The organism is Pseudomonas pohangensis, assembly GCF_900105995.1.
Classification (GTDB): Bacteria; Pseudomonadota; Gammaproteobacteria; order Pseudomonadales; family Pseudomonadaceae; genus Aquipseudomonas; species Aquipseudomonas pohangensis.
This window is the reverse complement of record NZ_LT629785.1, coordinates 3,320,926-3,347,917: the sequence shown is the minus strand read 5'-3', so window position 1 is coordinate 3,347,917 and position 26,992 is coordinate 3,320,926. Positions and strand designations below refer to the sequence as shown.

21 protein-coding genes are annotated in these 26,992 nt (G+C 62.0%); 12 read left to right on the top strand and 9 right to left on the bottom strand.

The features are described 5' to 3' along the window. The first annotated feature begins 70 nt into the window (after positions 1-70). On the top strand, positions 71-991 hold the full coding sequence (locus BLT89_RS15545) for a glutaminase (protein ID WP_090199111.1): 921 nt from the start codon (positions 71-73) through the stop codon (positions 989-991). Positions 992-1,024: 33 nt separating this feature from the next. Here the strand turns inward: BLT89_RS15545 and BLT89_RS15540 are convergent, their stop codons facing one another. After that, positions 1,025-2,278, bottom strand: coding sequence for a hypothetical protein (locus BLT89_RS15540; RefSeq protein WP_090197420.1), 1,254 nt, complete (start codon positions 2,276-2,278; stop codon positions 1,025-1,027). Between the two features lie 179 nt (positions 2,279-2,457). On the opposite strand from BLT89_RS15540, the gene BLT89_RS15535 reads away from it, so the two are divergent. Further along, positions 2,458-4,074: an ABC transporter permease gene (locus tag BLT89_RS15535; RefSeq protein ID WP_090197417.1), complete on the top strand. Its 1,617-nt coding sequence runs from the start codon at positions 2,458-2,460 to the stop codon at positions 4,072-4,074. 142 nt (positions 4,075-4,216) lie between these two features. On the opposite strand, the gene BLT89_RS15530 is transcribed toward BLT89_RS15535, so the two are convergent. After that, complete coding sequence (locus BLT89_RS15530) at positions 4,217-4,825, bottom strand: TetR/AcrR family transcriptional regulator (protein WP_157718890.1); 609 nt, start codon at positions 4,823-4,825, stop codon at positions 4,217-4,219. Positions 4,826-5,022: 197 nt separating this feature from the next. On the opposite strand from BLT89_RS15530, the gene gcvT reads away from it, so the two are divergent. The 7 genes from gcvT (at position 5,023) to BLT89_RS15495 (ending at position 14,812) form a co-directional block, all read left to right on the top strand. Further along, entirely contained in the window at positions 5,023-6,105 is a 1,083-nt protein-coding gene (gene gcvT / locus BLT89_RS15525) for a glycine cleavage system aminomethyltransferase GcvT (RefSeq protein WP_090197412.1), read from the top strand. 68 nt (positions 6,106-6,173) lie between these two features. Continuing rightward, a complete protein-coding gene (gene gcvH, locus BLT89_RS15520) occupies positions 6,174-6,557 on the top strand; it encodes a glycine cleavage system protein GcvH (protein WP_090197409.1) in 384 nt (127 codons plus the stop codon). A 91-nt stretch (positions 6,558-6,648) separates the two neighbouring features. Then, the gene (gene gcvP, locus BLT89_RS15515) at positions 6,649-9,519 is read left to right on the top strand and encodes an aminomethyl-transferring glycine dehydrogenase (protein WP_090197407.1); all 2,871 of its coding nucleotides are present in this window, start codon (positions 6,649-6,651) and stop codon (positions 9,517-9,519) included. A 156-nt stretch (positions 9,520-9,675) separates the two neighbouring features. Then, positions 9,676-10,698 (top strand): DUF2860 family protein, encoded by a 1,023-nt coding sequence (locus BLT89_RS15510; RefSeq protein WP_157718889.1) that lies wholly within the window; start codon positions 9,676-9,678, stop codon positions 10,696-10,698. Positions 10,699-10,929: 231 nt separating this feature from the next. After that, positions 10,930-12,801 carry a DUF3604 domain-containing protein gene (locus tag BLT89_RS15505; protein WP_197673516.1) on the top strand — a complete coding sequence of 624 codons (1,872 nt, stop codon included), beginning with the start codon at positions 10,930-10,932 and terminating at the stop codon, positions 12,799-12,801. A gap of 164 nt (positions 12,802-12,965) precedes the next feature. Beyond that, positions 12,966-13,820, top strand: a complete 855-nt coding sequence (locus BLT89_RS15500; RefSeq protein ID WP_157718888.1) for a peptidyl-prolyl cis-trans isomerase — start codon at positions 12,966-12,968, stop codon at positions 13,818-13,820. Then, complete coding sequence (locus BLT89_RS15495; protein WP_090197399.1) at positions 13,817-14,812, top strand: HupE/UreJ family protein; 996 nt, start codon at positions 13,817-13,819, stop codon at positions 14,810-14,812. The genes BLT89_RS15500 and BLT89_RS15495 overlap by 4 nt, the downstream gene beginning before the upstream one ends. Positions 14,813-14,890: 78 nt before the next feature. On the opposite strand, the gene BLT89_RS15490 is transcribed toward BLT89_RS15495, so the two are convergent. Genes BLT89_RS15490 through BLT89_RS15475 form a run of 4 tightly spaced genes read right to left on the bottom strand, consistent with a single transcriptional unit; the run spans position 14,891 to position 18,931 of the window. Then, positions 14,891-15,928 (bottom strand): DUF2804 domain-containing protein, encoded by a 1,038-nt coding sequence (locus BLT89_RS15490; RefSeq protein ID WP_197673515.1) that lies wholly within the window; start codon positions 15,926-15,928, stop codon positions 14,891-14,893. Next, the gene (locus BLT89_RS15485) at positions 15,925-16,371 is read right to left on the bottom strand and encodes an NfeD family protein (RefSeq protein WP_090197397.1); all 447 of its coding nucleotides are present in this window, start codon (positions 16,369-16,371) and stop codon (positions 15,925-15,927) included. The genes BLT89_RS15490 and BLT89_RS15485 overlap by 4 nt, the downstream gene beginning before the upstream one ends. A 2-nt stretch (positions 16,372-16,373) precedes the next feature. Beyond that, complete coding sequence (locus BLT89_RS15480; protein ID WP_090197394.1) at positions 16,374-17,294, bottom strand: SPFH domain-containing protein; 921 nt, start codon at positions 17,292-17,294, stop codon at positions 16,374-16,376. Positions 17,295-17,347: 53 nt separating this feature from the next. Then, positions 17,348-18,931 carry a L,D-transpeptidase family protein gene (locus BLT89_RS15475; protein ID WP_090197391.1) on the bottom strand — a complete coding sequence of 528 codons (1,584 nt, stop codon included), beginning with the start codon at positions 18,929-18,931 and terminating at the stop codon, positions 17,348-17,350. Between the two features lie 137 nt (positions 18,932-19,068). Between BLT89_RS15475 and BLT89_RS15470 the strand changes: the two genes are divergently transcribed. After that, positions 19,069-19,794: a murein L,D-transpeptidase catalytic domain family protein gene (locus BLT89_RS15470; RefSeq protein ID WP_090197389.1), complete on the top strand. Its 726-nt coding sequence runs from the start codon at positions 19,069-19,071 to the stop codon at positions 19,792-19,794. Here the strand turns inward: BLT89_RS15470 and BLT89_RS15465 are convergent. From BLT89_RS15465 to BLT89_RS15455, 3 genes are all read right to left on the bottom strand, one after another. After that, on the bottom strand, positions 19,791-21,500 hold the full coding sequence (locus BLT89_RS15465; protein WP_090197385.1) for a sensor domain-containing diguanylate cyclase: 1,710 nt from the start codon (positions 21,498-21,500) through the stop codon (positions 19,791-19,793). The genes BLT89_RS15470 and BLT89_RS15465 overlap by 4 nt on opposite strands. A 148-nt stretch (positions 21,501-21,648) precedes the next feature. After that, complete coding sequence (locus BLT89_RS15460; RefSeq protein WP_090197383.1) at positions 21,649-23,433, bottom strand: GspE/PulE family protein; 1,785 nt, start codon at positions 23,431-23,433, stop codon at positions 21,649-21,651. 47 nt (positions 23,434-23,480) lie between these two features. After that, positions 23,481-24,845 (bottom strand): CYTH domain-containing protein, encoded by a 1,365-nt coding sequence (locus BLT89_RS15455; protein WP_090197380.1) that lies wholly within the window; start codon positions 24,843-24,845, stop codon positions 23,481-23,483. A gap of 82 nt (positions 24,846-24,927) precedes the next feature. On the opposite strand from BLT89_RS15455, the gene BLT89_RS15450 reads away from it, so the two are divergent. Then, positions 24,928-25,605: a TIGR00153 family protein gene (locus BLT89_RS15450; protein WP_090197377.1), complete on the top strand. Its 678-nt coding sequence runs from the start codon at positions 24,928-24,930 to the stop codon at positions 25,603-25,605. A gap of 35 nt (positions 25,606-25,640) precedes the next feature. Then, a complete protein-coding gene (locus tag BLT89_RS15445) occupies positions 25,641-26,906 on the top strand; it encodes an inorganic phosphate transporter (protein ID WP_090197374.1) in 1,266 nt (421 codons plus the stop codon). Positions 26,907-26,992 lie beyond the last annotated feature (86 nt).

Genomic DNA, 26,992 nt, shown 5'->3' with positions numbered 1-26,992 from the left:
AATTCGAGTGTGCCGTGGCCAGACTTGCTGCCAGGCGCCTGGTTCCTGTTGACCCGTGGGTATGGCTGGCATGCAAGATATTCTCGACGAAATCAACGCAGAGTTGAGTAGCCGTAGCGAGCGCGGCAAGGTGGCTACCTACATCCCGGAACTGGCCTGTATCGATCCCGACCAGTTCGCCATGGCGGTGGTATTGGCAGACGGCCGGACCTTCAGTGCCGGCTGTGCGGACAAGCTGTTTTCCATCCAGAGCATTTCCAAGGTGTTCACCCTGACCATTGCCCTGGGCAAGCTCGGTGATGGGCTGTGGTCACGGGTCGGCCGTGAACCATCCGGCGATCCGTTCAATTCCATCGTGCAGCTCGAACACGAGAGCGGCAAACCGCGTAACCCTTTTATCAATGCCGGTGCCATCGCGATTGCCGATGCCATCATGATGGGCCATCAACCGAAAGAAACCCTGGCCGAGATTCTTGAATTCGTGCGTTTTCTGGCCAATGACCGGAGTATCGGCATTGATGAGAATGTCGCCCGTTCCGAGTTGCTGACCGGGCATCGCAATGCCTCGCTGGCACACTTCATGGCCTCCTTCGGGCGCCTGAGTCATCCGGTAGAGCAGGTGCTGGGGGTGTATTTCCACCATTGCTCGATTTCCATGAGCTGCCAGCAGTTGGCGCATGCCGGGCTGTTTCTGGTGGCGGACGGGGTGAATCCCAGTAGCGGGGTAAAAGTGGTCAGTGCCCAGCGGGCGCGGCGGATCAATTCACTGATGCTGATGTGCGGACACTACGATGGCTCCGGCGAATTTGCCTTCCGCGTCGGCTTGCCGGGCAAGAGCGGTGTCGGCGGCGGCATTCTGGCCATCGCGCCAGGCAAGGCTTCGATTGCCGTGTGGTCGCCGGGGCTGGATACCGTAGGCAATAGCAAGCTGGGTGCCGAAGCGCTGGAAATGCTGGTCAAGCGTACCGGCTGGTCGATCTTCGGAAACTGAGCGTTGCCGCAGCAAGACGGCCGGCCGCCGCCTTCACTGCACAAAAATCCGCGCCAACCGCCCCATGGATGACCAGTACAGGTCGCGGTTCCAGCCGCTGCTGGGGAACACCACGCCCTGGGTCAGACCGCCGCTGCGCACCCGCGCCAGCTCGGCACCGTTTTCGATATTCAGTACCACCACTTCTTCGCCGCGCTTGCGGTAATCGTTGACCACCAGCTCGCCGCTGTCGGGGTAGCTGATCATGTGGCTGGCGCAGCCGAAGGCGTGCTTGTCCCAGAGTGGCGTCAACGCATGGGATTGCGGGTTGAAACGCCAGGCGCGCAGGTAGCTGTTGGCCGAGTCATAGGCCACCACGATCTGCCGCTGGAAGTCATGCAGGGGCGGGTTGGTCACGCTACCGCCGCGCAGGCCGCTGATCGGCAGAATTTCCCGGTTGCGTGCATCGTCCAGCGCCACCCGGATCAGCCGGTTGGCAGTCGGGTTGACGCCGGCACCGATCATGCGGGTGACGTAGCGGTGTTTGCCGTTGTCCATGAACCAGGCATGGCCGCCTTCCAGCACCACGTCCCAGCCGTAAGTCTGGCTGCTGTCGCCGATATAGTCGCAGTGCCAGTCCGGATCGCGCTGCAGCGTTTGTGAGCTATCGCTCCAGTGGTAACGCATGATCGAGCGCACGCCGACCACATACAGCGTGTTGCCGCTGCTGCTCAGTCGGGCTATCGACGGCTCCGGGCATTCGATGTCGGCACACACCGGCTCGAGGGTGTGCGGATCGAGCACACTGATGCGCGCCGGTACGCTGTCCGAAAGGTTCTTGGTCACCAGCAGGCCGTTGTCGAGGATGACGAACGAGTTGTACGGCAGATTCACCGGCAGCTGCCGGCTGGCCAGCGGCTCACAGGCACGATTGAGCCGGTGTGCGTAGCGCCCGTAGACCACATACAAATCGCCGTTGCGATGGATCGCCATGCCGCCCGGCCACATCGGCCCGCCCTTAAGGCGTGGCGATTTGCAGCGGGTTTGCAGGGTCAGCGGGTCGATCAGTTCGACGCAGGAAGTGGTCGGCAGGCCGATGTTGGCGCGCAGCGCGGAGTGGGTCAGCAGGTACACTTCACCGGGCGCGCCGAGCACGGTCATGGTCGACATCAGTGTGTTGCGCGTCACGCAGCCCAGCGTTTCGCCCGGCTGCAGCGCCAGCCCGCTGCCGCTGCGCGGTATCTGCAGACGCTGCGGGCCGCCATCTTCGCCCGGCCAGGGGCTGTTCAGGTAAGCAGAAGAGGACATGCCGGGCTCCGTAACAATGCGTGATGCGCTCAGGGTAGGTCAAAGTCGCCGGCGGGTGCGGGGTTGAATGCAAGGGCATCAGTCCGGCTGATTGAGCGCGTGCGCGATTGCCACCACCGGCGGTGCAGCAGGCCGTTATACTGGCCGCCCCTTTGTTGCTGCAGTGCCCGGGAGCGCCTGTGCCCCATTCGAACCGTCGTCGCTGGTATGTACCGGCCGTTGCCCTGGCAGCGCTGGTAATCCTGCCGTTGAGCGTGCTGCTGCTCAGCTGGCAGGAAGTGGACGTGACGATCTGGGCGCACCTGTGGCAAACCCAGCTGCCACGCCTGCTCGGCAATACCCTGCAACTGGTGCTCGGCGTCGGTGTCGGCGTGTTGCTGCTGGGGGTGAGCCTGGCCTGGCTTACGGCGCTCTGCGAATTCCCCGGGCGGCGCTGGCTGGACTGGGCGCTGATGCTGCCGTTTGCCATACCGGCCTATGTATTGGCATTCGTCTTTATCGGCCTGCTGGACTTTGCCGGGCCGCTGCAGACGTTGCTGCGCGAGCTGTTTGGTGCGGATCTGCGCTTGCCCAAGGTGCGCTCCGGCGGCGGGGTGATCGTGGTGCTGGTGCTGGTGTTCTACCCCTATGTCTATCTGCTGGCGCGGGCGGCGTTCATTGCCCAGGGCAAGGGCCTGATGGAGGCGGCGCGGGTGCTCGGCCTGTCACCTACGCAGGCCTTCTGGCGCGTGGCGCTGCCGATGGCGCGACCGGCGATCGGCGCCGGCATGGCGCTGGCAGTGATGGAAACCCTGGCCGATTTCGGTGCGGTGGCCGCATTCAATTTCGACACTTTCACCACGGCGATCTACAAGACCTGGTACAGCCTGTTCAGCCTGAGCAGCGCCACCCAGCTAGCCAGCCTGCTGCTGCTGTTCGTCGCGCTGGTGCTGTATGGCGAGCGCAAGGCGCGGGGCGCCCAGCGACCGGTGCAGGAGCGCGCACGCAGTCGGGCGCTGTACCGGCTCAGAGGCTGGCGCGCGCTGGCGGCATCCGGTTGGTGCGGGCTGGTATTCGCCTGTGCCTTTGTCATTCCGCTGCTGCAGCTGCTGGTGTGGTTCTGGCAGCGGGCCCGCTTCGATCTGGATCAGCGCTATGTCGAGCTGATCCTGCATACCCTTTACCTTGGCGCCTTGGCCGCCGTGCTGACCGTGCTGCTGGCGCTGTGGCTGGCCTTTGCCCGCCGGCAGTTGCCGAGCCGGCGCATGCGTGCGCTGGTCGGCATCGCCAATCTGGGATACGCCTTGCCGGGCTCGATGCTCGCAGTGTCGATCATGCTGGCCTTCAGCTATCTGGATAACCAGCTGGTGATTCCGCTGACCCAGCACTTCGCTGGTGCCGGCAAACCCCTGCTGGCGGGCAGCCTGACGGCCATGCTGCTGGCCTATCTGATCCGTTTCATGGCGGTGGCCTACAGCCCGCTGGAGAACAGCCTGGCGCGGATTCGCCCGTCCTTGCCGGAAGCGTCACGCAGCCTCGGCGTCAGCGGCCGGCCGATGTTGCGCCGCCTGTACCTGCCGCTGCTGCTGCCCGGCACCCTGAGTGCGGCATTGCTGGTATTTGTCGATGTGCTCAAGGAGATGCCGGCCACTTTGCTGATGCGGCCGTTTGGCTGGGATACCCTGGCCGTGCGGATTTTCGAGCTGACCAGCGAGGGTGAGTGGGCGCGTGCGTCCTTGCCGGCGCTGACGCTGGTGGCGGTTGGCCTGTTGCCGGTAATAGTGCTGATCCGCCGCTCGGGGCGGCGCATCGGCTGACAGGGTTGAAAGAGCCCGGCCGGTTCCAGCGGCTTGCGCCGGGGGTTGACCGACTCGCGCTTCAACCGTCAGCCATGTGTCTGCCGCTCCTGCGGGGCAACTAACCGCTGGCCTGACTTCAGCTCGCCGTTGGCACCATGGACTAGTTGTGCGGGACGCCCGGAATGCTTTCCGCAGGTTCGAGGAATTGCTGCACGCCGTACAGAAACATCTGGCGCATCCAGCTCACCGCCTGCTCGCGGTTGACTTCGGTGGGGCTCTGCAGCATCCAGCGCAGCATGCCGATCAGCTGGCCGCTGAGGCTGCTGCAGATGACTTCCAGCGGCGCGCCGGGTTGAATGCCCAGCTGCGCGCAGCGTTGTTTCTGGAAGGCCAGGGAGGCCTGGTAAAAACGGCTGAACAGGCGGTCCATGGGTACGGCTCCGGCCTGGCCGGTAACGAACAGCCGGTACACGTCGGGTCTGGCCAGCGCATGTTCAAGTACGGCGCGAGTCACCCGCCCGCTGAACAATCCTTCCTGAACATGGCTGCTCCAGTCGATGCTGGCGGAAATCGCATCCAGCATGCGCTCGACTTGCCAGGCCAGCAGGGCGTCAAGGTCGGTGAAGTGGCGATAAAACGTGGCGCGTGCGACGCCGGCACGTTGCAGTACCTGCTCGACCGTCGGCGTTTTTCCCGGTTGCTCGAGCAACAGTTCGATCTGGGCATCCGCCAGTTTTTGAGCGCTGCGTTCACTGCGTGGATCGGCCACGGCAAGCCTCGGTTTTTTTCTAGTTATCTGGACAGATTAAATACAAAAAGTATCGATAACGCTGACCGTTGGTCAGCTCGATCCGTTAAATCACCCGCTGCCGAGCAATTCCGTTGATCTGTGCAAGATGACCTGTAACGACCTTGCCGTTACAATGCGCGCCTCCTGAAACATGCCAGCGCATTGCGGAGCCACTTATGGGACAACGCACCCCTCTTTACGACCAGCACCTTGCCCTGGGTGCCAAGATGGTCGACTTCGGCGGCTGGGATATGCCGCTGCACTATGGCTCGCAAGTCGAGGAGCACCATCAGGTGCGCCGCGATTGTGGTGTCTTCGATGTTTCGCACATGACCGTGGTGGATGTTGCCGGCGCGCAAGCCAAGGCTTATCTGCAGCATCTGCTGGCCAATGATGTCGAGCGGCTGACCACGCCGGGCAAGGCGCTCTACAGCGGTATGCTCAATGAAGAGGGCGGGGTGATCGATGACCTGATCACCTACCTTGCCGAGGATGGCTACCGAGTGGTGGTCAACGCCGCCACCCGCGACAAGGATCTGGCCTGGATGCAGGCGCAGACAGCCGGCTTTGATGTCACCCTCAACGAGCGTGCCGAACTGGCCATGCTTGCCATCCAGGGGCCGAACGCCCGCGCCAAGACTGCCGAACTGGTATCGCCGGCGCGTGCGGCGCTGATCAACCAGCTCAAGCCATTCCAGGGTTTGCCTGAAGGTGACTGGTTCATCGCGCGTACCGGTTACACCGGTGAGGACGGTCTGGAAATCATGCTGCCGGCCGAACAGGCCCCGGCTTTCCTCAGTGAGCTGGTCGGCGCCGGTATCGCCCCGATCGGTCTCGGCGCCCGTGACACCCTGCGTCTGGAGGCCGGCATGAACCTGTACGGCCAGGACATGGATGAAAGCGTCTCGCCGCTGGCGGCCAACATGGGCTGGACCATCGGCTGGGAGCCGGCCAGCCGTGAGTTTGTCGGCCGTGCCGCGCTGCAGAGCCAGCGCAGTGTCGGCAACCAGCCGCGTCTGGTCGGACTGGTGCTGGAGGAACGCGGCGTTCTGCGCGCTCATCAGATGGTCCGCGTCGAGGGTGTTGGTGATGGCGAGATCACCAGCGGCAGTTTCTCGCCGACCCTCGGCAAGTCGATCGCCCTGGCACGTGTGCCGGCGGCCACCGGTGACCGCGCCCAGGTCGAGATTCGTGGCAAATGGTTTCCGGTGCGCGTGGTGCAACCTATATTTGTGCGTAATGGCAAGGCTTTGATCTAGGGTCTATGCACCCAACCTGCTAAATTTCCGGCAGACCGATGCTGCCACTGACATTTGAGGAATGACACATGAGCAATGTACCCGCTGACCTGCGTTATGCCGCCAGCCACGAATGGGCCCGTCTGGAAGCCGATGGCAGTGTGACGGTAGGCATTTCCGATCATGCCCAGGAAGCCCTCGGTGATGTGGTGTTTGTCGAGCTGCCGGAGGTCGGTGCCTCTCTGGCTGCAGGGCAGCAGGCCGGGGTAGTCGAGTCGGTCAAGGCGGCTTCGGACATCTACGCGCCGATCAGCGGTGAAATCATCGCGGTAAACGCTGCGTTGACGGATAACCCGGAACTGGTCAATGAAGACCCTTACGCCAACTGGTTTTTCAAGCTCAAGCCGGCCACTGTTGCCGAGCTGGACCAGTTGCTGGATGCGGCAGCCTATCAGGCCGCTGCCGACGCCTGACGGATAGCCCCCGTCCCAGGGGGCAGATTGCCCGAGAAGTTTCGCCAGCCCCATAGACGATGGGGCTTTGTCATTTTTGAGGTTTAGCCCCATGTCGCAATCCCCTTCGCTCGCCCAGCTGCAATCCGAAGCCTTTCTCGGTCGCCATCTCGGACCGGATGCCGTCGAGCAGCAATCCATGCTCAGCAGCCTGGCGGTGGCCACCCGCGCCGAACTGATCGCGCAGACCGTGCCGCCGGCGATTCGCCTGAATGGCCCGCTGGGCTTGCCGGCCGCGCTGGACGAAGAGGGCGCATTGGCCAAGCTGCGTGGCTATGCCGCGCAGAACGAGGTGTGGACCAGCCTGATCGGCATGGGCTATCACGGCACCCTGACGCCCACGGTGATCCTGCGCAACGTGCTGGAAAATCCGGGCTGGTACACCGCCTACACGCCCTACCAGCCGGAAATCGCCCAGGGCCGCCTGGAAGCGTTGCTGAACTTCCAGCAGCTGACCATCGACCTGACCGGGCTCGATCTGGCCAGCGCCTCGTTGCTCGATGAGGCCACCGCTGCGGCTGAAGCCATGGCCATGGCCAAGCGCGTGGCCAAGAGCAAGAGCAATCTGTTCTTCGTCGACCAGAATTGCCATCCGCAGACCATTTCCGTGGTGCAGACCCGTGCCGAGGCCTTCGGCTTCGAGCTGGCCATCGATAGCGTGGACAACCTGGCCAATTACCAGGTGTTCGGCGGCCTGCTGCAGTACCCCGACAGCCAGGGCGAAATCCGTGACATCAAGCCGCTGATCGATCAGCTGCACGCGCAGCAGGCGCTGGCCTGTGTTTCCGCCGATATTCTCGGGCTGCTGCTGCTGACACCACCGGGCGAGCTGGGCGCCGATGTGGTTTTCGGTTCGGCACAGCGCTTTGGTGTGCCGATGGGCTACGGCGGCCCGCACGCGGCCTTTTTCGCCTGCCGCGACGAGTACAAGCGCGCCATCCCCGGCCGCATCATCGGTGTGTCCAAGGATGCCCGCGGCAACAGTGCGCTGCGTCTGGCACTGCAGACCCGCGAGCAGCATATCCGCCGCGAGAAGGCCAACTCGAACATCTGTACCTCGCAGGTGCTGCTGGCCAATATTGCCAGTCTGTATGCGGTTTACCACGGCCCGCAGGGCCTCAAGCGCATTGCCCAGCGGGTGCAGCGGCTGACCGCGATCCTTGCCGCCGGCCTTGAGCAAAAAGGCTTCAAGCGGTTGAACAACCACTTCTTCGATACGCTGACCGTGCAGGTCGGCAACCAGCAGGCAGCAATCCTCGCCCGTGCGCACATCCAGTGCATCAACCTGCGGGTGATCGGTGAGGATGTGCTGGCGGTAAGCCTGGATGAAACCTGCAGCGCCGATACCGTGGCCAACCTGTTCGATCTGTTCCTCGGCGAAGAGCATGGTCTGGACGTGGCCGCGCTGGATGCTGCCGGCGTTGCCAGCGGTATCCCGGCGGGACTGGAGCGCAGTTCGGCCTACCTGACCCATCCGGTGTTCAACAGCCACCACAGCGAAACCGAAATGCTGCGTTACCTCAAGCAGCTGGAAACCAAGGATCTGGCGCTGAACACGGCGATGATTCCGCTGGGCTCGTGCACCATGAAACTCAACGCCACCAGCGAGATGATCCCGATCACCTGGCCGCAGTTCGCCAACCTGCACCCCTTCGTGCCGGTCGAGCAGGCCGAAGGTTATCGCCTGATGATCGAGGAACTGGAAAGCTGGCTGTGCGCCATCACCGGTTTCGATGCCATCTGCATGCAGCCCAATTCCGGCGCCCAGGGTGAATACGCCGGCCTGCTGGCGATCCGCAAATACCACGAGAGCCGTGGCGATGCGCATCGCAATATCTGCCTGATTCCCGCTTCGGCCCACGGCACCAACCCGGCCTCGGCACAGATGGCCAGCATGCGGGTACAGATCGTCGCTTGCGATGATGAGGGCAACGTGGATCTGGCAGACCTGAAGAAGAAAGCGGCCGAAGCCGGTGAGCAGCTGGCCTGCCTGATGGCCACCTACCCCTCGACCCACGGCGTGTACGAGGAAGGCATTCGTGAAATCTGCGAGGTGATCCACAGTCACGGCGGCCAGGTCTACATGGATGGTGCCAACCTCAACGCCCAGGTCGGCCTGACCCGCCCCGCGGATATCGGCGCCGACGTGTCGCACATGAACCTGCACAAGACCTTCTGCATTCCCCACGGCGGTGGCGGCCCGGGCATGGGCCCGATCGGCGTCAAGGCGCATCTGGCGCCCTTCGTCGCCAACCACCCGGTGGTGCCGATCAAGGGCCCGAACCCCGGCAACGGTGCGGTCAGCGCCGCGCCCTGGGGCAGCGCCAGCATCCTGCCGATCAGCTGGATGTACATCGCCATGATGGGCCCGCAACTGGCCGATGCCACCGAGGTGGCGATCCTCAATGCCAACTACCTGGCCAAGGCCCTCGGTGAAGCCTTTCCGGTGCTCTACGCCGGGCGTAACGGTCGGGTCGCCCACGAGTGCATCCTCGACTTGCGTCCGCTGAAAGCGGAAACCGGCATCAGCGAGGAAGACGTGGCCAAGCGCCTGATGGACTACGGCTTCCATGCGCCGACCATGTCCTTCCCGGTGCCCGGTACGCTGATGATCGAGCCCACCGAAAGCGAATCCAAGCACGAGCTGGATCGCTTTATCGAAGCCATGCTGAGCATCCGTGCCGAGATCGCCAAAGTGCAGGAAGGCCAGTGGCCGGCCGAAGACAACCCGCTCAAGCGCGCACCCCACACACTGGCGGATGTCATCGGCGTGTGGGAGCGGCCGTACAGCATCGAGCATGCCGTCAGCCCGACGACACATACCCGTCTGCACAAGTACTGGCCGACCGTAAACCGGGTTGACAACGTTTACGGTGACCGCAATCTGTTCTGTGCCTGCGTGCCGCTGTCTGACTACCAGTAGTGCTCTCGGCAGCCGGCCAGAAATACCCGGGCCGTCTCAGGGGCGGCCCGGCTTGGCCGGTGATTGCAGCTAGGCAGTTGCGCAAGTCTCTGCCATCATCATCCGGTCAGGACAGATTTTGTAACAATCGAACAACAACAGATCGGGGTGAACAAAATGAAGAAATTGCTTTTTGTTGCCGTGGGCAGCGCCATGGCATTTAGTGCACATGCCGTTGACAAGATTCCGCAGAAGGACGGTCTCAAGGGCTTCGTGTTTCTCGGAGCCTCTGCCAACTCGATGGAAAGCAACATGCTGGCCAGCGTCGGCGGTACGGACGTCAGTGACAGGCGCATCAATTCGGTAACCAGCTCGCCGGATAGCAAGAACTACAGCCGGGTAACTCCTGCATTCGAGCTGTCGTACACCTTTGCCGATTCGCGGACGCAGATATTTGGCGGTACCGAACTGGACGACTTCCTTACGCAAGACGGTTCGATGGGCGTTGGCATCCGTCAGGGTGTCGGCTCGCTCGGCAACCTGCGCGCCAGCCTGCTGGCTTCCGCCGAGCGTGAGGTTTACAAAGACCCCTATGTGGTCAACGCCAAGCGTAGCCGGACCGACCAGACCAGCAACGGCATGCGCCTGGGCTGGGAACACATCATGGAGTCCGACTTCGACATCACCTACACCCATCGCACCATCGATCTGGACAAGGAACTCAGCGGCGTGACCCCGGTGGTAGACGGCGGGCTGGGCCTGAATGCGCAACAGATCAATGATCTGGATCGCAACGGTGATTTCGGCAAGCTGGATTTTACCTATAACGCACAGCTCAGCCCGGACAGTATGTTCGTCTCGACCTACAGCTACATCGACGCCAATCTGGACGGTGATGCGATGGCGATGGATGGCTACGCCATGCAGTTCGATTACCGTTACACCGGCTTTCAGGACTGGGCACTGAGCGCCACCGCAGTGGTCAGCACCATGAGCAGCGATGACTACAACCCGATCTATGGCAAGAAGCAGCAGCAGGACAGCTACGGTGCATCGCTGACGGCTGCCTATATCGAGCCCTTCGGGCTGAAAGACTGGAAGGCGCTGGGGACCTTTGCCTATGGCAAACAGGACAACAACATCGACTTCTACGAAACCAGTCTCTCCAGCGTCAATCTGGGCATGATGTACAACTTCTGATTACCTGACCTGCCGAAAAGGGCGTAATCCGCGAGGATTACGCCCTTTTCATTTTCTGCAGCCAGGGTTTTGTTTGGCCGGAAGCTGACGACCGAGCACGCTTTGCGGGTTTCGGCTGGCAATTACCGGCGCTGAGCTAGACTTCCGCATGCGAGCCGTTTGCCTGGCGCAATCCGCCAGTCCTGCTGACGAAATACAAGGCCAGCCCGCAGCCACCACCGGAGATGCATCATGCGCAGAATTTATCGGGTTCCCGGCCTGCTGATCGTCGCCATGGGCTGCTCGGCCAGCGTTGCCGCTGCAGCTGCTACGGGTTTGCCGGACAAGGTGTATTGGGGTGATGAACATGTGCACTCCGGCTGGTCGGGTGATGCCGGGCTGGCCGGAACCACCCTGCCACCCGAGCAGGCAGTGCGTTTTGCCCGTGGCGAAGAGGTCAGAAGCAGCACTGGTGCGATGGCCAGGCTGCAGCGGCCGCTGGACTGGATGGCACTGACCGACCATTCCGACGGCATGGGTACGATCAATCTGGTACGCGAACAGAACCCCGAACTGATGGCCGATCCAACGGTCAAGCGCTGGGGCGCAATGATGGACGGCGGCGGTCAGCAAGCCGCGGATGCCGCGCGCGAGGTGATCAATGCACAGGCCACGCGCAGCCTGCCCAAGGTGTTCATGAATCCGAAGTGGATGATGTCGGCCTGGCAGAAAAACGTCGATATCATGGAAAAGTACAACGAGCCGGGCAAGTTCACCGCGTTTATCGCCTATGAGTGGACGTCCAACGGCACCGATGGCAACAACCTGCACCGCAACGTGATCTTCCGCGACGGTGCCGACAAGACCCGCGATACGCCGCCGCTGACCACCTTCGTCAGTGCCGATCCGAAGGTGCCGGGCATCGACCCGGAAAGCCTGTGGGCCTGGCTGGCGGCCTGGGAAAGCAAGACCGGCGGCAAGGTGCTGGCCATCCCGCACAATGGCAACCTGTCTAACGGTCAGATGTTCGAAGACAAGCGCTACAACGGCGAGCCGCTGACCAGACAATGGGTGGAAGACCGTGCGCGCTGGGAGCCGCTGTTCGAGGTGTACCAGATCAAGGGCACCAGCGAGACTCATCCGCTGCTGTCGCCGAATGATGAATATGCCAACTTCGGTATCTGGGACACGGCCAACCTCAATGGTGTGCCGAAGGAAAAGGCCGACCTCAAGGGAGAGTACCTGCGCACCGCGCTGACTGCCGGCTTGCGTCTGCAGCAGCAGTTCGGCAGCAACCCGTTCAAGTACGGCATGGTCGCCGGCAGTGATACGCACAATGGCTTGGCCACTGGCGGTGAAGAGGATAATTTCTGGGGCAAGTTTGTTGCCGATCAGCCGGGTCCGAAGCGCTGGAATCACGTGATGTTCACCGACAAGGCAGGTTACCGGCGGCTCGGCTGGACCCAGGTAGGAGCCGGTGTTACCGGGGTATGGGCTACGGCCAACACCCGTGAAGCTTTGTGGGATGCCATGCAGCGCCGGGAGACCTACGCGTCATCCGGTCCGCGGATATCGGTACGCTTTTTTGCCGGCTACGACTTCAGCAATCAGGACGCCGAACCGGCAAGTCTGGTGGCGAGCGGTTATGCCCGCGGTGTACCCATGGGCGGTGACTTGCAAGCAGCGCCGGCGGGCAAGGCGCCGACCTTCCTGTTTGCGGCGCTCAAGGACCCGCAGGGCTCCAACCTGGATGCGGCGCAGATCATCAAGGGCTGGGTGGACGCCAGGGGTGAAAGCCACGAGCGCATCTTCAATGTAGCCTGGAGCGAGCAGGGCACGCGCAAGGAAGTGGATGGCAGGCTGCCGCCGGTGGGCAACACGGTTGATCTGGCCACCGCCACCTACCAGAACAGCATTGGCGCAACTGAACTGGTTGGCAGTTTCACCGACCCGCAGTTCGATCCGGCCCAGCGCGCCTACTACTACCTGCGTGCCGTGGAGATTCCGACACCACGCTGGACCGCCTACGATAGCGTGCGTTACAAGGTACAAATGACACCGGATGTGCCGATGACCGAGCAGGAGCGGGTGGTTACTTCGCCGATCTGGTACAACCCGGGCTAAAGCCTGGCCTTGGTTGCTGCACTTCTGTCGGGCAGGGGGTTCTCTGCCCGATTTTATTTGGCCGTGCTGCCACCGATCCGGCCCGGGTCGTGTTCAAATCCATACAGGTCTCGTCGCTGCAACAGCCATGAGCTTCCAACCAACCTACTGGGGAAATGATTTTGTTGGGCAAGATTTTTCGTGAACCGCTGGTACATTTTCTGTTTCTTGGCCTCATGCTGTTTGTCCTGTTCGGGGTGGTTTCGGCCCGTCAGGGCAGTAGTGAGGAACGGGTTGTCATCAGCCAGGCGATGGTCAACGAAATCGCCCAGGCGTTTCAGGCTACCTGGCAGCGACCGCCGACCACGGAGGAGTTGCAAGGCCTGGTGGATTCGCGGATTCGCGAAGAACTGGTGTATCGCGAAGGTGTGGCGCTGGGGCTGGAACGCGATGATCCGGTGATTCGCCGGCGGGTGGCGCAAAAGCTGGAAGTGCTGGCGGAAGAGTCGGCGCTCCAGCAAGCGCCGGAGGATGCCGAGCTGGAGCGCTTCCTGCAGCAGAACGCCGGGCGCTACGCCCTGCCTGCCGAAGTGGCATTCACCCAGGTGTTGTTCGATCCGAACCGGCACGCTGACCTGCCAGCCGACATGAGTGCTGCCTTGCAGCGTCTGCAGGCCGGGGAAAGCCCGGAGCAGGTGGGTGACCGCACGCAATTGCCGACAACCGTGGCGACAATCCCGGCCGATTTGCTGGCCCGTGATTTCGGTGACGAGTTTGCCCGGGCGTTACCCGGTTTGCCGGTCGGGCAGTGGAGCGGTCCGGTGCCTTCGGGTTTTGGCGCGCACCTGGTATTGGTCACCAGCATGACCCCCGGGCGGCCGGCCAGCTTGTCCGAGGTGCGCAAGGCGGTCGAGCGTGACTGGGAGAATGAGCAGCGCCAGCAGGCCAAGCAGGCCTACTACGAGCAGTTGCAGAAGAAGTATGAAGTAGCTATCGAAGCGGATCTGTCCACGGCTTCGCCGGCCGGGTCGCAACAATGATGCGCTGTGGCTGGTTACTGGTGTGTCTGCTGCTGAGCTTTGACGCGCTGGCCGATACCTTTCGCCCGGCCTATCTGCAGCTCCGGCAAATAGACGCGGAAAACTATCAGGTGCTGTGGAAGGTGCCGGCGCTGGACGAGCAGACCACACTCAAGGTCAGCCCGACTTTTCCGCAAGGAACACAGCAGCGGGGAACACCGACCTCCAGCTTTGCCAGCGGCGCGCTGCTCAAGCGCTGGCAAATTCATGTGCCCGGTGGTCTGGAGGGCCAGCCGATCCGCTTCAATGGCCTGGCCCCGCTGGGGCTGGATGTGCTGGTGCGGGTCGAGCGAGCCGATGGCAGCGAGCAGCTGGAACGCATCCTGCCGGTTGACCCGCAATTCACCCTGCAGCCCGGCAAGGGCCCGCTGGAAGTTGTCACCACCTACACCTTTCTGGGATTCGAGCACATTCTGGCCGGTTTCGATCACCTGCTGTTTGTCTTCGCCCTGATTCTGGTGGTGCGTGACCGCAAGCAGCTGATCCTCACCGTTACCGCCTTCACCATCGCCCACTCGATCACCCTGGCGCTGGCCACGCTGGATATCGTCAAAGTTCCGGGTCCACCGGTGGAAGCGGCGATTGCCCTGTCGATTGTTTTCGTCGCGCTGGAAATTCTCCAGCGCAGTCGCGGTCATGCCGGACTGGCGACACGCAAGCCGTGGCTGGTGGCCTTCAGTTTCGGTCTGCTGCACGGGCTCGGTTTTGCCGGTGCGCTGGCCGAAGTCGGTCTGCCGCACAATGCCATTCCGCTGGCATTGCTGTTCTTCAACGTCGGGGTGGAGCTGGGGCAGCTGACCTTTATCGCTCTGGTACTGGCTGCGGCCATGTTGCTCAGCCGCTTGTTGCGCCTCAGCCACGAGCCGCGCTGGGCGGTGCAACTGCAGGCCTATGCGATTGGTGGCCTGGCCAGCTACTGGCTGATCGAGCGGGTGTCGTCCTTCTGGGTCTGACCCCAAGGGCTGTAATCAGGATGGAAATTTGCGCAGCAGTTGCCAGCCTGCACACCAGTCCCGAGGTAACGAGCCGGCTTACCAGCGGTTGCGCACTTCCTCGGCAAACCCGGGGAAGTCCTGCAGCTGCAGGATGCGGCCATCGTCGAGTACTGCCTGGCCACTGTAGTAACCGAACAGCTGATGCTGCTCCGAGGCAATCGCCAGCAGGTTGAGCCGGCTGTTGCGATCGACTGCCGGACGGAAGCTCAGCTGCAGGCGCCGGTCATTGCTGCTGACCTGCCACGGCTTGAGCCAGTCGTTGCGGTCGAAGTGGAACTCGACCTGATCCAGCTTGTGCACCCGCCCGCCATAGACCAGCAGGTTTTCCGTGGCCACCGAGCGGTCGCTGAAGCCGTAGCCAAGGTTGAAGCCGAACGGCACGCCATCCAGAAAGCCGGATGCCGATGCCCAGTACCAGGTGTTGTCGTAGGTCCAGACGCCGCGGCCCCAGTCCAGCACGCCCAGATCACGCTCGGGCTGCAGCACATGGTGTTTTCCGCCGAAGTCGAAAGCGCCGCTGGCTGGCAGGCAGTTGAGCTTGCTGTTGTAGTAGAACGCCTTGCGGTTTTCCGCCCAGGAAGTGGCGATGTTCATCGACTCCAGCCCGGGCGGTTGACTGAGCAGGATCTCGCCTTCGATGCCACGCCCGTCCGGTCCCTGCAATTGGCTGCTGGCAAAGTGCAGGCGGCGTTGGCCTGCGACGCTGACAAAATGCAGCGAGAGGTGCTTGCTGTGGAAGCAAATCTCGCCGTCGGCAGCCTGCTCCGGAAAGGCATGACGGGCCAGCGGCAGCACTTGCAGGGCTTCGCTCTGGTAACTCTGGCCGCTGGCCAGATCAACAAAGCAGATGGCGTACAGGCCGGCATAGCCGAGATTGCTGGCGGTCAAGGCGATGGCGAAGCCTGCGGGCGACACCACTGCGTAGTAATCCCATTCCTTGATGCGCCAGGCAGAAGCCGGCACGCCACTGCGCCGGTACTGCCAGAACGGCTGCCGCGCCCAGCCCGGCTGGTTGAGCAAACCAGCGCTGCTGTGCAGTTGCAGTGGCGCAAGGATTTCCTGCTGCTGGTTCAAACTTCTTCGACCTGCAGTACCACACCTTCGAGCCCGGTGACGCGCACCTGACTGCCCGCTGGCAGATCCTTACCGCTGACCAGCCACAGGCTGTCGCCGGCCTTGATCTTGCCGCGGCCGCCGACAATCGCATCGTGCAGGACGAAGGTACGCCCGACAAATTCACTGCCGCGCTGGTTCAGCCCTGGCTGGTCCGAAGGCTTGCCGGCAGCCTGTTGCCGCTGCCACCAGTACACCGCAGTGAGAATCGACAGGCAGCCGAACAGCAGGAATTGCCAGGCCCAGGGCAGCGCGGGAAACAGATAGACCAGCAGGCCGACGATGGCCGCGGCGATTCCGGTCCACAACAGATAACCACCGGCACCGAACACTTCGAGGATCAGCAGCAGGCTGCCGAAGGCCAGCCAGTCCCAGAACGACAGATGTTGCAGATAGTCCCACATGCTCAGACCTGCTTGTCGCCGAAGGTGGCCTTGACGATTTCGCCGATGCCGCCGATCGAACCGATCATCTGGCTGGCTTCCAGTGGCATCAGGATCACCTTGCTGTTATCGGCGCTGGCCATCTTGCCCAGTGCATCGATGTATTTCTGCGCGACGAAGTAGTTGACCGCCTGCACATTACCGCTGGCAATCGCTTCGGAAACCAGTCGGGTCGCCTCGGCTTCCGCTGCGGCGGCACGTTCACGGGCTTCGGCTTCGAGAAAGGCGGCCTGCCGCTCACCTTCAGCCTCGAGAATCTGCCCCTGCTTTTTGCCTTCGGCGGTGAGAATGGCGGCGGCACGCAGACCTTCGGCTTCGAGGATTTGCGCACGCTTGATGCGTTCGGCCTTCATCTGTCCGGACATGGCCGCCATCAGATCGGCGGGCGGGCTGATGTCCTTGATTTCGATACGGGTGATCTTGATGCCCCAGGGCGCGGTGGCTTCATCGACGGTCCGCAGCAGGCGCTCGTTGATCGCGTCACGCTGGCTGAGCATGGCGTCCAGCTCCATGGAGCCGAGCACGGTGCGGATATTGGTCATCACCAGATTGCGGATGGCGTGTTCCAGGTGGTTGATCTCGTAGGCCGCCTGCGCCGCATTGATGATCTGGAAGAAACAGATGGCATCGATCTGCACCGTGGCGTTGTCGGAGGTAATGACTTCCTGGGGTGGAATGTCCAGTACGTTTTCCATCACGTTGAGCTTGCGGCCGATCTTGTCCACCACCGGCACGATGATGTTCAGGCCTGGTTTGAGCGTGTTGGTATAACGGCCGAAGCGCTCCACGGTCCACTGATAGCCTTGCGGTACGACTTTGAAGCCCATGAACAATAGGGCGATGGCGAGACCGACGAACAGAAACATTACGCTGCCGATTTGCATGAATTGAATCTCCTGGGCTGGGTATTGCGGATCAGTTCTTTAGGCTGCAGGGCTCAGCGGGTTGCCGCGTTGAGCGCTGCCACGAGCCTGGCATCATGCCCGTAGATATCCGGGCGGTATAGCGGCTGTCCGTTCTCGTCCGCTTCTGCAGTCCAGTAGGCCATGACAATCGGCACCTGACGTGGCAAGCGGTACTCCACGGTGCGGCCACTGGCCAGCATGTCACTGACCTGTTGTTGCTCGGCAGGTGTCAGCAGCAGTTCCAGCACCCGGTTGACGCCTTCGACGCGAACACAGCCGGAGCTGAAGGTGCGCGGTGATTTGGCGAACAGGGCCTGGCTCGGTGTGTCGTGCAGGTACACCGAGAAGGGATTGGGAAAGCGCAAGGCCATCTGCCCCAGCGGGTTGTTCGGTCCGGCGTCCTGACGCAGCATGATGCCGCCGGGCCGCTGCCAGTCCACCGTGGCCGGGTCCAGTTCATTGCCCTGGAAATCCAGCACGCGCAATTCGTGCTCGGCAAGAAAGTCGGGATTGGCGCGAATCGCCGGCAGCTTGTCCTTCTTGAGGATGGTCGGTGGCACCGTCCAGGTCGGATTCAGCGTCAGTCGCGTCAGCATCGACTTGAGTGATGGCGTCTGGCGCTCGGCGCGACCGACCTGGGTGCGGGTTTTCCAGATCAGGTCCTGATCGCGGTAATAGCTCAGATGGGCACCGTCGATATCGACCAGCAGTGACTCGGCCTCTATATCCGGGGTGATCCAGCGCCAGCGTTCCAGATTGATGCGCAGCTGGTCGCGGCGCTGGGCAGCGCTGACATTCAGCTCCGTCAGGGTGCCGGGGCCGATGATCCCGTCAGGCTGCAAGCCATGGCGGCGCTGGAATTCCTGCATCGCCGCCAAGACCTGCGGGCCGTATTGCGTGTCGGTCGGGTTGGCGGCGCTGGCCGGCAGGTAGCCTTCACTGATCAGGCGTTCTTCTATGGCCGGGATGCGCGGATCCCGCATACCGGCCTTGAGCAGCGGCCCTCCGGCAATTTTTGGCCAGTCGGGCAAGGCACGCTGGCGCAATTGTGCATAGCTCTGGCGCAAGCGCTGGTACTGGAAGGTGTTTGGGCGGGCTTCGTTGAAGGCCTGCGGCAAGTCATTCAGCGCCAGCTGGTTTGGGCTCAGCGTGACCGAGCTGCTCGGCGGCGGTGTCAGCTCGGAATGCCAGAGCGGCTCGATCGCGCTCTGCTGCAGGCGGCCACGGCTGAGATCATGCAGCGCTTGCAGGTAGGCCTGGCTGACGAGAAGATCCCGGCAATCCGGCCGGGCTGCCGGGGTGGCGGGGTGGGCGATCAGCTGACGAATGTTTTGCAGCTGGTAGTTGGCCGGATTCAGTCCGTCGTCGGCCAGCTGCTCCAGCTGGGTGGCGAGCGCTTCAAGCTGGCCGGGGTTTACCCAGGCCGGCTGCATGCTGCGCTGCTGGTAGAAATCTTCCAGCCGTTGGCGATTTTCACTGCTGTAATTGATGGGCATTCCGGGGCAGTTGGCGGGCAATCCCTGCTGTGGCTGAAGGGATGTTTCTGCGCTGGCCAGCGGCATCAACTGTGCGCTGATCAGCAGAAAGCCGATAAAAATTGAGCATTTTTTGTACAATCGCACCGCTCCAGTTAATATGACGCCCATCAAGGCTGCCCGACCCCCGGCAATAAGTGGTTCCGGGGGGACCATAACAACGCAGTCAGTCAGCGACAGGATGTCTGCAACACGCGCTTCAAGAGGTCGTTCCAAGCATGTTCAAACTTTTCTGCAGGCTTTTCCTGAGCCTCGCTGTCGCGGGTATTTCGTCCCAACAGCTGCTGGCCGCTACGCCATCCTACCAGCCTCTGGTGGACAAATTGTCGCGAGTGGCTCCCGGAATCAACCAGCAGGCGCTGAAACATGCGATTGCCGCCATGCAGTGTGCGGTCAACAACGGTGCCGAACCGGCACAACGGCTGGCGGTTATCGATTACTCGCAGCCTTCTTCGGCGCGGCGCCTTTGGGTGTTTGACCTGCAACGCAATCGTCTGCTGTTGCGCGACTTCGTTGCCCATGGGCGGATGTCCGGGGAAAACTTTGCTACGCGTTTCTCCAACAGCGTCGGCAGCTACCAGTCCAGCCTCGGGCTGTTCCGTACCGAGGAAACCTATCTGGGCAAACACGGTTACTCATTGCGCATGGACGGCCTGGAGCTGGGAGTAAACGATCGTGCCCGCGAGCGTGCGATCGTTATTCATGCGGCGGACTACGTGAACCCGCGCTGGATCAGCAAGCAGGGACGGATTGGCCGCAGTCTGGGTTGCCCTGCGGTGCGCCCGGAAGTGGCGCGAATGGTCATCGATAACCTCAAGGGTGGCCAGTTCATGTTTTCCTGGTACCCGGATCGCCGCTGGCTGCAGCGCTCGGATTACCTCAACTGCAAGCCGCAGCGCGTAGCCGCAGCCATGCGCAGCCGGCAGGTCGTCAGCCGCGGCTAGTCCTCGCGGCATACCCGGTTGCGCCCGCTGTGTTTGGCGACATACAGCAGCCGGTCTGCCTGGTTGATCAGCTGTTCCAGCTGGCCCTGGGAGGAACGCTCGATCACCCCGAAGCTGGCGCTCAGCGCGAGTTTCGTGTGGCTTTCTGCAAGCTCCAGTGTCTGGATTTCCATCCGCAAGCGTTCGGCAAGGGCCTGGGCTTCGGAAATGCCGGTTTCCGGCAACAGCAGCAGAAATTCCTCGCCGCCCCAGCGACCCAGTACATCACCGCCACGGCAGTTTTGCGCGAGCATGTCGGCTGTCAGTTTCAGCGCCTTGTCGCCGGTAGCATGACCGTGCAGGTCGTTGATGGTCTTGAAGTGATCCAGATCGAGCATGATCAGGCTTAGCGGCCGCTGGTTGCGCACGGCTGTGCTCCAGATTGCGGCAGCCTGCTCATTGAAACCGCGGCGGTTGTGCAGGCCGGTCAACGGATCGCGTTCGGCCATGCGTTCGGCCTGCAGGCGGCTTTTCTGCTGCTGCCGGACTTTGAAGCTCAGGCCCAGGGCCAGCAGGATGGCCTGCAGGATGATGCCGATCTTGATTGCGCCATAATTCCAGCCGGTGAAGGGCAGCAGCCCCCAGACGGTCAGCGTGGTGATCAGCGTACCGAGCATGCCGAAAAACATGGCGGCCAGGTAGTAGTGACCGGCAACGTGCCGGTGCTTGAGCGCAAGAATGCCCAGTAACAGCATGCCTAGCGAGGCAACCAGCGCAAAAACGAAGGCGGCCAGGGTTTCCGCCGCCTGTGCGTTGAACAGCAGGCTGAAGGCCTGGCTGGCCAGAGCAAGGATGCATAGCGCTTGCAGCAGGCGCAGGGATTTCGGGGCGTATCTTTCCAGCGAGAGAAAACTGCTGGTGAAGGCCAGCCCACTACAACCGAACATCACCATCATGAGCAGGATGCAGTGGTTCTGGAATGACGGGTTGTCCGGCCAGAACCAGGCAAAGCCGTGGCCGGTATAGGTCATGTTGAGCAGGCCAAACAGCGCAAGGTATAGCGAATAATGCAGGTAACTGCGATCACGCAAGCCGATATACAGCATGCTGTTGTAGACAATCATCGAGAGCAGAAAGCCGTAGATCAGGCCGTAGACGAATCTGTATTCGTGCTGGCGCGCATCGAAAACATCGACATCCAGCACCTCTATCGGCAGCACCAGCGGGTCCGGGCTTGCCGCGCGCAGATACAGTTCACTGCGTCCTGGCGGTATCAGCAGCCGGGTAGCAAAGCCAATTCCGGGGATCAGCTGTTTGGCGCCGGGCAGAGTATCGCCCATTTGCCATTGCCCCAGCAGCTTGTCCGCCTGCACCAGCGACAGTTGCAGATGGTCTATCCAGGTGGTCCCGCTCACGACCATCACGGCAACGGGCTGATCTGCCGGGTTGTCCAGTTCCAGTTGCAGCCAGACGGGCGGGCTGTCGATGCCGAAATTGAGGATGGGACTCTTGCCGGGCTGGCCGCGCCCCTGGCGAAAGAGTGCCATGGCTTGTGGCAGATCGAGGGGTGTGCCTTGCTCCTCGAGCACCTGGCTGAGCAGACCGGCATAGCCTTCGGACTTGCTATTGATCTGCACGGGCTGCGCCCAGCCAGCCCTTGCCCAGACCAGCAGCAGGCAGAGCAGGATCAGGTGCAGGAATGCGGATTTTCGACCGGGCAGGCTCATCGGGTCTGCGTTCTTGTGGCGTGGAGAGATTTCGAGAGTAGCCCGAGACGGATTGTCTGTCCCGTGCGATTGCCTTGTGCAATTGTCAGGGAGAAGGCCTGCGCATAAAGACCCGGCCCTGAAAAGCGCCAGGTGCGGAGGCGCCAGACTACTTTTGCTCGCTCTGCGGGGTTACGCGCAGCACCTCTTCGATGGTGGTCAGGCCGGCCGCAACCTTTTGCGCGCCGGACAGACGCAGGCTGCGCATGCCTTCCTTGAAGGCCTGGCGACGCAGGGTGATCAGGTCGGTGTCGGCGGTGATCAGCGGCTTGATGCCATCGTTGAGCAGCATGATTTCGTAGACCCCGGCGCGGCCGCGATAGCCGGTGTCGCGACACTCGGTACAACCCACGGCACGATGGGCCTGGGTTGGTAGCGGGGCGCTCCAGGGGCGGGTCAGGGCTTGCCAGTCGCTCTCGTCAATCTCCACGGGGGCCTTGCACTGCGGACACAGGGTGCGCACCAGACGCTGGGCCATGACGCCGAGCAGGGTGGCCTTGAGCAGGTAATAGGGCACGCCCAGTTCCAGCAGGCGGGTGATGGCGCTGGGTGCGTCGTTGGTGTGCAGGGTGGAGAGCACCAGATGGCCGGTGAGGGCTGCCTGAATGGCCATCTCGGCGGTTTCCAGGTCGCGGATCTCGCCGACCATGATGATGTCCGGATCCTGGCGCATCAGTGCGCGTACGCCGCTGGCGAAGGTCAGGTCGATATTGTGCTGGACCTGCATCTGGTTGAAGGTGCCTTCGATCATCTCGATCGGATCTTCGATAGTGCAGACGTTGACTTCCGGCGTGGCCAGCAACTTGAGCGTGGTGTACAGCGTGGTGGTCTTGCCCGAGCCGGTCGGGCCGGTGACCAGAATGATGCCGTTGGGCTGCATGGTCATGCTTTCCCAGCGCCGCAGGTCGTCGGCCGAGAAACCCAGCTGGTCAGGGTTCTTCAGCAATACTTCCGGGTCGAAGATACGCATCACCATCTTTTCGCCAAAGGCGGTGGGTAGCGTGGCCAGCCGCAGCTCCACTTCGCCACCTTCCGGGGTCTTGGTCTTGACCCGTCCATCCTGGGGTTTGCGTTTCTCCGCCACGTTCATCCGCCCCAGGCTCTTCAGGCGGCTGACGATGGCCATGGTCACCTGTGGCGGGAACTGGTAGACGTTGTGCAGTACGCCATCAATGCGGAAGCGCACGGTGCCTTGCTCGCGCCGCGGCTCGATATGAATGTCGCTGGCGCGCTGCTGGTAGGCGTACTGGAAAATCCAGTCAACGATATTGATGATGTGCGCATCGTCAGCATCCGGCGCCTTGTCACTGGCACCGATATTGAGCAGTTGTTCGAAGTTGCTGACGCCGCTGATCTTGGTCTCGCCGGCGTTGGCGCCGCTGACCGAGCGCGCCAGTCGGTAGAATTCGTTGGTGAAACGTTGCAGGTCGACCGGGCTGACCACTACCCGCTTGATCGGCCGTTTGAGCACATGCAGCAGGTTGGCTTCCCAGCTGCTGACAAACGGCTGGGCGGTGGCGATGGTGACGGATTGGCTATCGACCGCCACTGCAAGAATCTTGTGGCGCTGGGCAAAGGCGTGCGACATCAGCGGGGTCACGGCCGCCACATCGATCTTCAGCGGGTCGATGCGCAGATAGGGTTGGCCGGCGAGTTCGGCGAGCCAGCGGGTGAGGGTTTCCAGATCGAGTTTGCGGCCGGGGTTGGCGAGGTCCTCCAGCTTCTGCGCGGCGAGAAACTCCAGAGGATGTTGCTGGTTGTTCACTGCACTGCGGCGAATCGCCAGAACGTGCTCGGCAGTATCCTGGGATAGGCGTGACTGGTTGACCAGTTCGAGCAGTATCTCGCCCAGATCCAGCAAATGATCCTGAGTGAACGAAAGGTTGGCGGACATGGGGCTCCCTCGGTCGATTTGGCCTGGGTCAGGCTGGAGCAGTGGATCTAGTTGCCCAGCTGCTTCCAGGCACGCAGCGTTGCCACAGTATGGGCCTGCAGGGTGCGTGCGGCCAACTGCCCGGCGTCGATCGGCTGGCGGGCCAGCGCTTCCAGTTTGAGCAGTTCACCGTACAGCCGGTCAACTTCAGGCACCTCAAGTACCTGACGAGCGTGGCGCAGCCAGACCAGCAGACGCTCGATGCGCGGCAATTGCTCGGCGAGGTCTTCGGGTTGTTGCTGATAGCGAGTGAGCTGCAGGGCCAGCGCTTCTTCGCCAAGCAGGCGCGGTAACCAGTTATCGATAGTCGCCTGGCCCTGGCGGTTGCCGCGTGCATTGCGGCCAGTTTGCCAGCTGCGTTGCAATAACCAGAGTGAAGCCTGCAGCGAGAAAAGGCCCCAGCGGGTTTGGCCCAATTCTTCAGCAAAGAGTGCGGGTGCCTGCTGGCGGATGGATTCGTCCTGCTGGCCGGACAGAACCAGCGGGCGCCAGGCATTGAGCAGCGCGTCCAGCGTTTCGCGCAAAGCATGACTGCTGACGCGCGGGGCTGCCTGGCCGAGGCTGGCGAGCAGGGCGCGCAAGTCGGTGAGTTGTTGCAGCCACTGTTCCAGCAGCTTCCAGTGCCCGTTGAAGCGATATTGCTCGGCCAGGCGCTGGCTGCTGCCCAGCAGGTGCCAGGCGATTGCGGCAAATACATCATCCAGTGCTTGCCCGGCCTGCAGCGCTGGTGCCGGCAGGCTCAGGCTGTAACTGGCGGGGTCAAACAGGCGATAACCGCGCTCGGCCTTGCTGATATCGCAGGGCATCAACGGTAGATCGGTGGCCAGCTCGATGGCCAGCTCAAGCAGGGCGGCAGGTTCGCCGGCGCGCAGCTCCAGTTCCAGTTCGCAGATCTCTTCCTGCTGCGCACCGGTGCAGGCCTGCCCGAGGTCGAGGGCCGCTTCGATGGATACCCTGGCCTTGCCGCGGCCCCAGGCAATATCGGCCTTGTCGCGGACGAAGTCGGTGCTGAAAATCGGCTGCAGGGTGTTTTTGTCGAGTCCGGCGAGGCTGGCGGGCCAGCAGCTGTCATCCAGCTTGCTCAGCTCCAGTTCGGCGCTTTGCAGCGGCCAGTTCCACTCATTGCGCTCGGACAGGCCGGCTACGCTCTGGCCGCGGCTTTTCAGGGTCTGGATGACGTGCTCGCCGTCACGGCGCAGGCGTAATGCCACCTTGGCGTCAGCCAGAGCGTGGTCTGGGGTGTCGAAATACTGGTTGGACAGTGCGTGCTTTTGCCAGCCGGACTTGTTGCGTTTCTTCAGCAGCGGGTGCTCGCGCAGGGCCTCGAGGGTTGCCCGGCTGGTACGCAGTTTTATTTCGGTTTCTGTCGGCATGGCACTTTGCTCGTTGTAGGAGTTTGTTACGAAAAAAACAATCGCGGCTTATACTGGGTAACCAACTCAATCGGGGACGCCCATGCCAACCAATCCTTTTATCAGCCTGTTTGGCCGTTCGCCAATCAAGCCCATGCAGCAGCATATGGCCAAGGCGCACGAATGTGCTGCCTGCCTGGTGCCCCTGTTTACTGCTGTTGTGGCAGGCGACTGGGCAATGGTTGAACAAATCCAGCAGCAAATGACCCGCCTTGAAATGGAAGCGGATGTGCTGAAGAAAGGCGTTCGGCGAAATCTGCCGAAAAGCCTGTTCTTGCCCGTGCCACGCTCGGATTTGCTGGAGTTGCTCAGTGTACAGGACAAAGTGGCTAATCGCGCCAAGGACATCGCCGGGCTGATGCTGGGCCGCGAAATGGCCATTCCGGAGTCGGTCAGCGCGCTGATGCTGACGTATGTGCAGCGCACGGTAGATGCCAGCGCCCAGGCGCTGAAAGCCATGAATGAGCTGGATGAATTGCTCGAGTCAGGTTTCAGCGGTCGTGAGGCTACTCTGGTGGAAGCCATGATTGCCGAGCTGGATGCTATCGAGAACGAAACCGATCATTTACAGATAGATGTGCGGCGGGCCTTGTTCAAGGTGGAGAAGGAATTACCTCCGGTAGATGTGATGTTTCTTTACCAGATCATCAACTGGATTGGCGAGGTAGCGGACCGCGCGCAGCGTGTCGGCTATCGGCTGGAACAGCTGCTGGCGCGCTAAGCGGCAGTCTTTTGCGAATCTCAAGGTAATTTCTTATGTCGATGATTAGTGAATACGGCACGCTGCTGCTCTTGCTGGCCTGCGCCTTCGGTTTTTTCATGGCCTGGGGTGTGGGTGCCAATGATGTAGCCAATGCCATGGGTACCTCGGTGGGTTCGCGCGCACTGACGATCAAGCAGGCGATCTTTATCGCCATGATTTTCGAGTTCTGCGGTGCCTATCTGGCCGGTGGTGAAGTCACCGACACCATCAAGAACGGCATTGTTGACGCCAGTCAGATCAGTCCGGACCTGATGGTGCTGGGCATGATGTCGGCGCTACTGGCCGCCGGTACCTGGCTGCTGATTGCTTCGCGCAAGGGATGGCCGGTATCGACTACGCACTCCATCGTTGGTGCCGTGATCGGTTTTGCCGCAGTCGGTGTCTCGATGGATGCGGTGCACTGGTCGGAAGTCGGCCCGATTGTGGCCAGCTGGGTGGTTTCCCCGACACTTGCCGGGCTGGTGTCCTTCGGCCTGTTTATCAGCGTGCAGAAGCTGATCATCAATACCGACAAGCCGTTCAACAATGCCAAGCGTTTTGTGCCGATGTACATGTTCCTCACCGGGTTCATGGTGGCGATCGTAACCCTGTCCAAGGGGCTCAAGCATATCGGCCTGAATCTGAGTGGTGGCGAGAGCCTGGTGCTGGCGCTCGGGATAGGGTTCCTGGTGATGCTGCTGGGTATCGTGCTGATCAGCCGTATTCACATTGATATCGAGGCCGACAAGGACTTCCACTATGCCAGCGTGGAGAAGGTGTTCGCCGTGCTGATGGTGTTCACAGCCTGCTCGATGGCCTTCGCCCACGGTTCCAATGACGTGGCCAATGCGGTCGGACCGCTGGCGGCGATTGTCGGCGTGATCGAGTCCGGCGGTACCGCTGTTGCTGGCGCGAAAAGTGCGGTGCCGGGCTGGATACTGCTGCTCGGTGCCATCGGCATCGTGATCGGTCTGGCCACCTACGGCTACAAGGTAATTGCCACCATCGGCAAGCAGATCACCGAGCTGACCCCTAGCCGCGGTTTTGCCGCCGAGCTGGCCGCGGCGACTACCGTGGTGGGCGCCTCTGCACTCGGCTTGCCGGTTTCGACCACACATACGCTGGTGGGCGCGGTGCTGGGCGTCGGCATAGCCCGTGGTATCGGTGCGCTCAACCTTGGCGTGATCGGCTCGATCTTCATGTCCTGGTTAATCACCCTGCCGGTCGGTGCGGGTCTGTCGATCCTGTTCTTCCTGATTCTGCGCGGCATCTTCCTCTGAGTGCTTGCCGGCAGCTTTCGGGCTGTCGGCGGCAATCAGTGGTTCCCTCTCCGTAAGCGTCGGCCCTATCATGGGGTCGGCCTTAC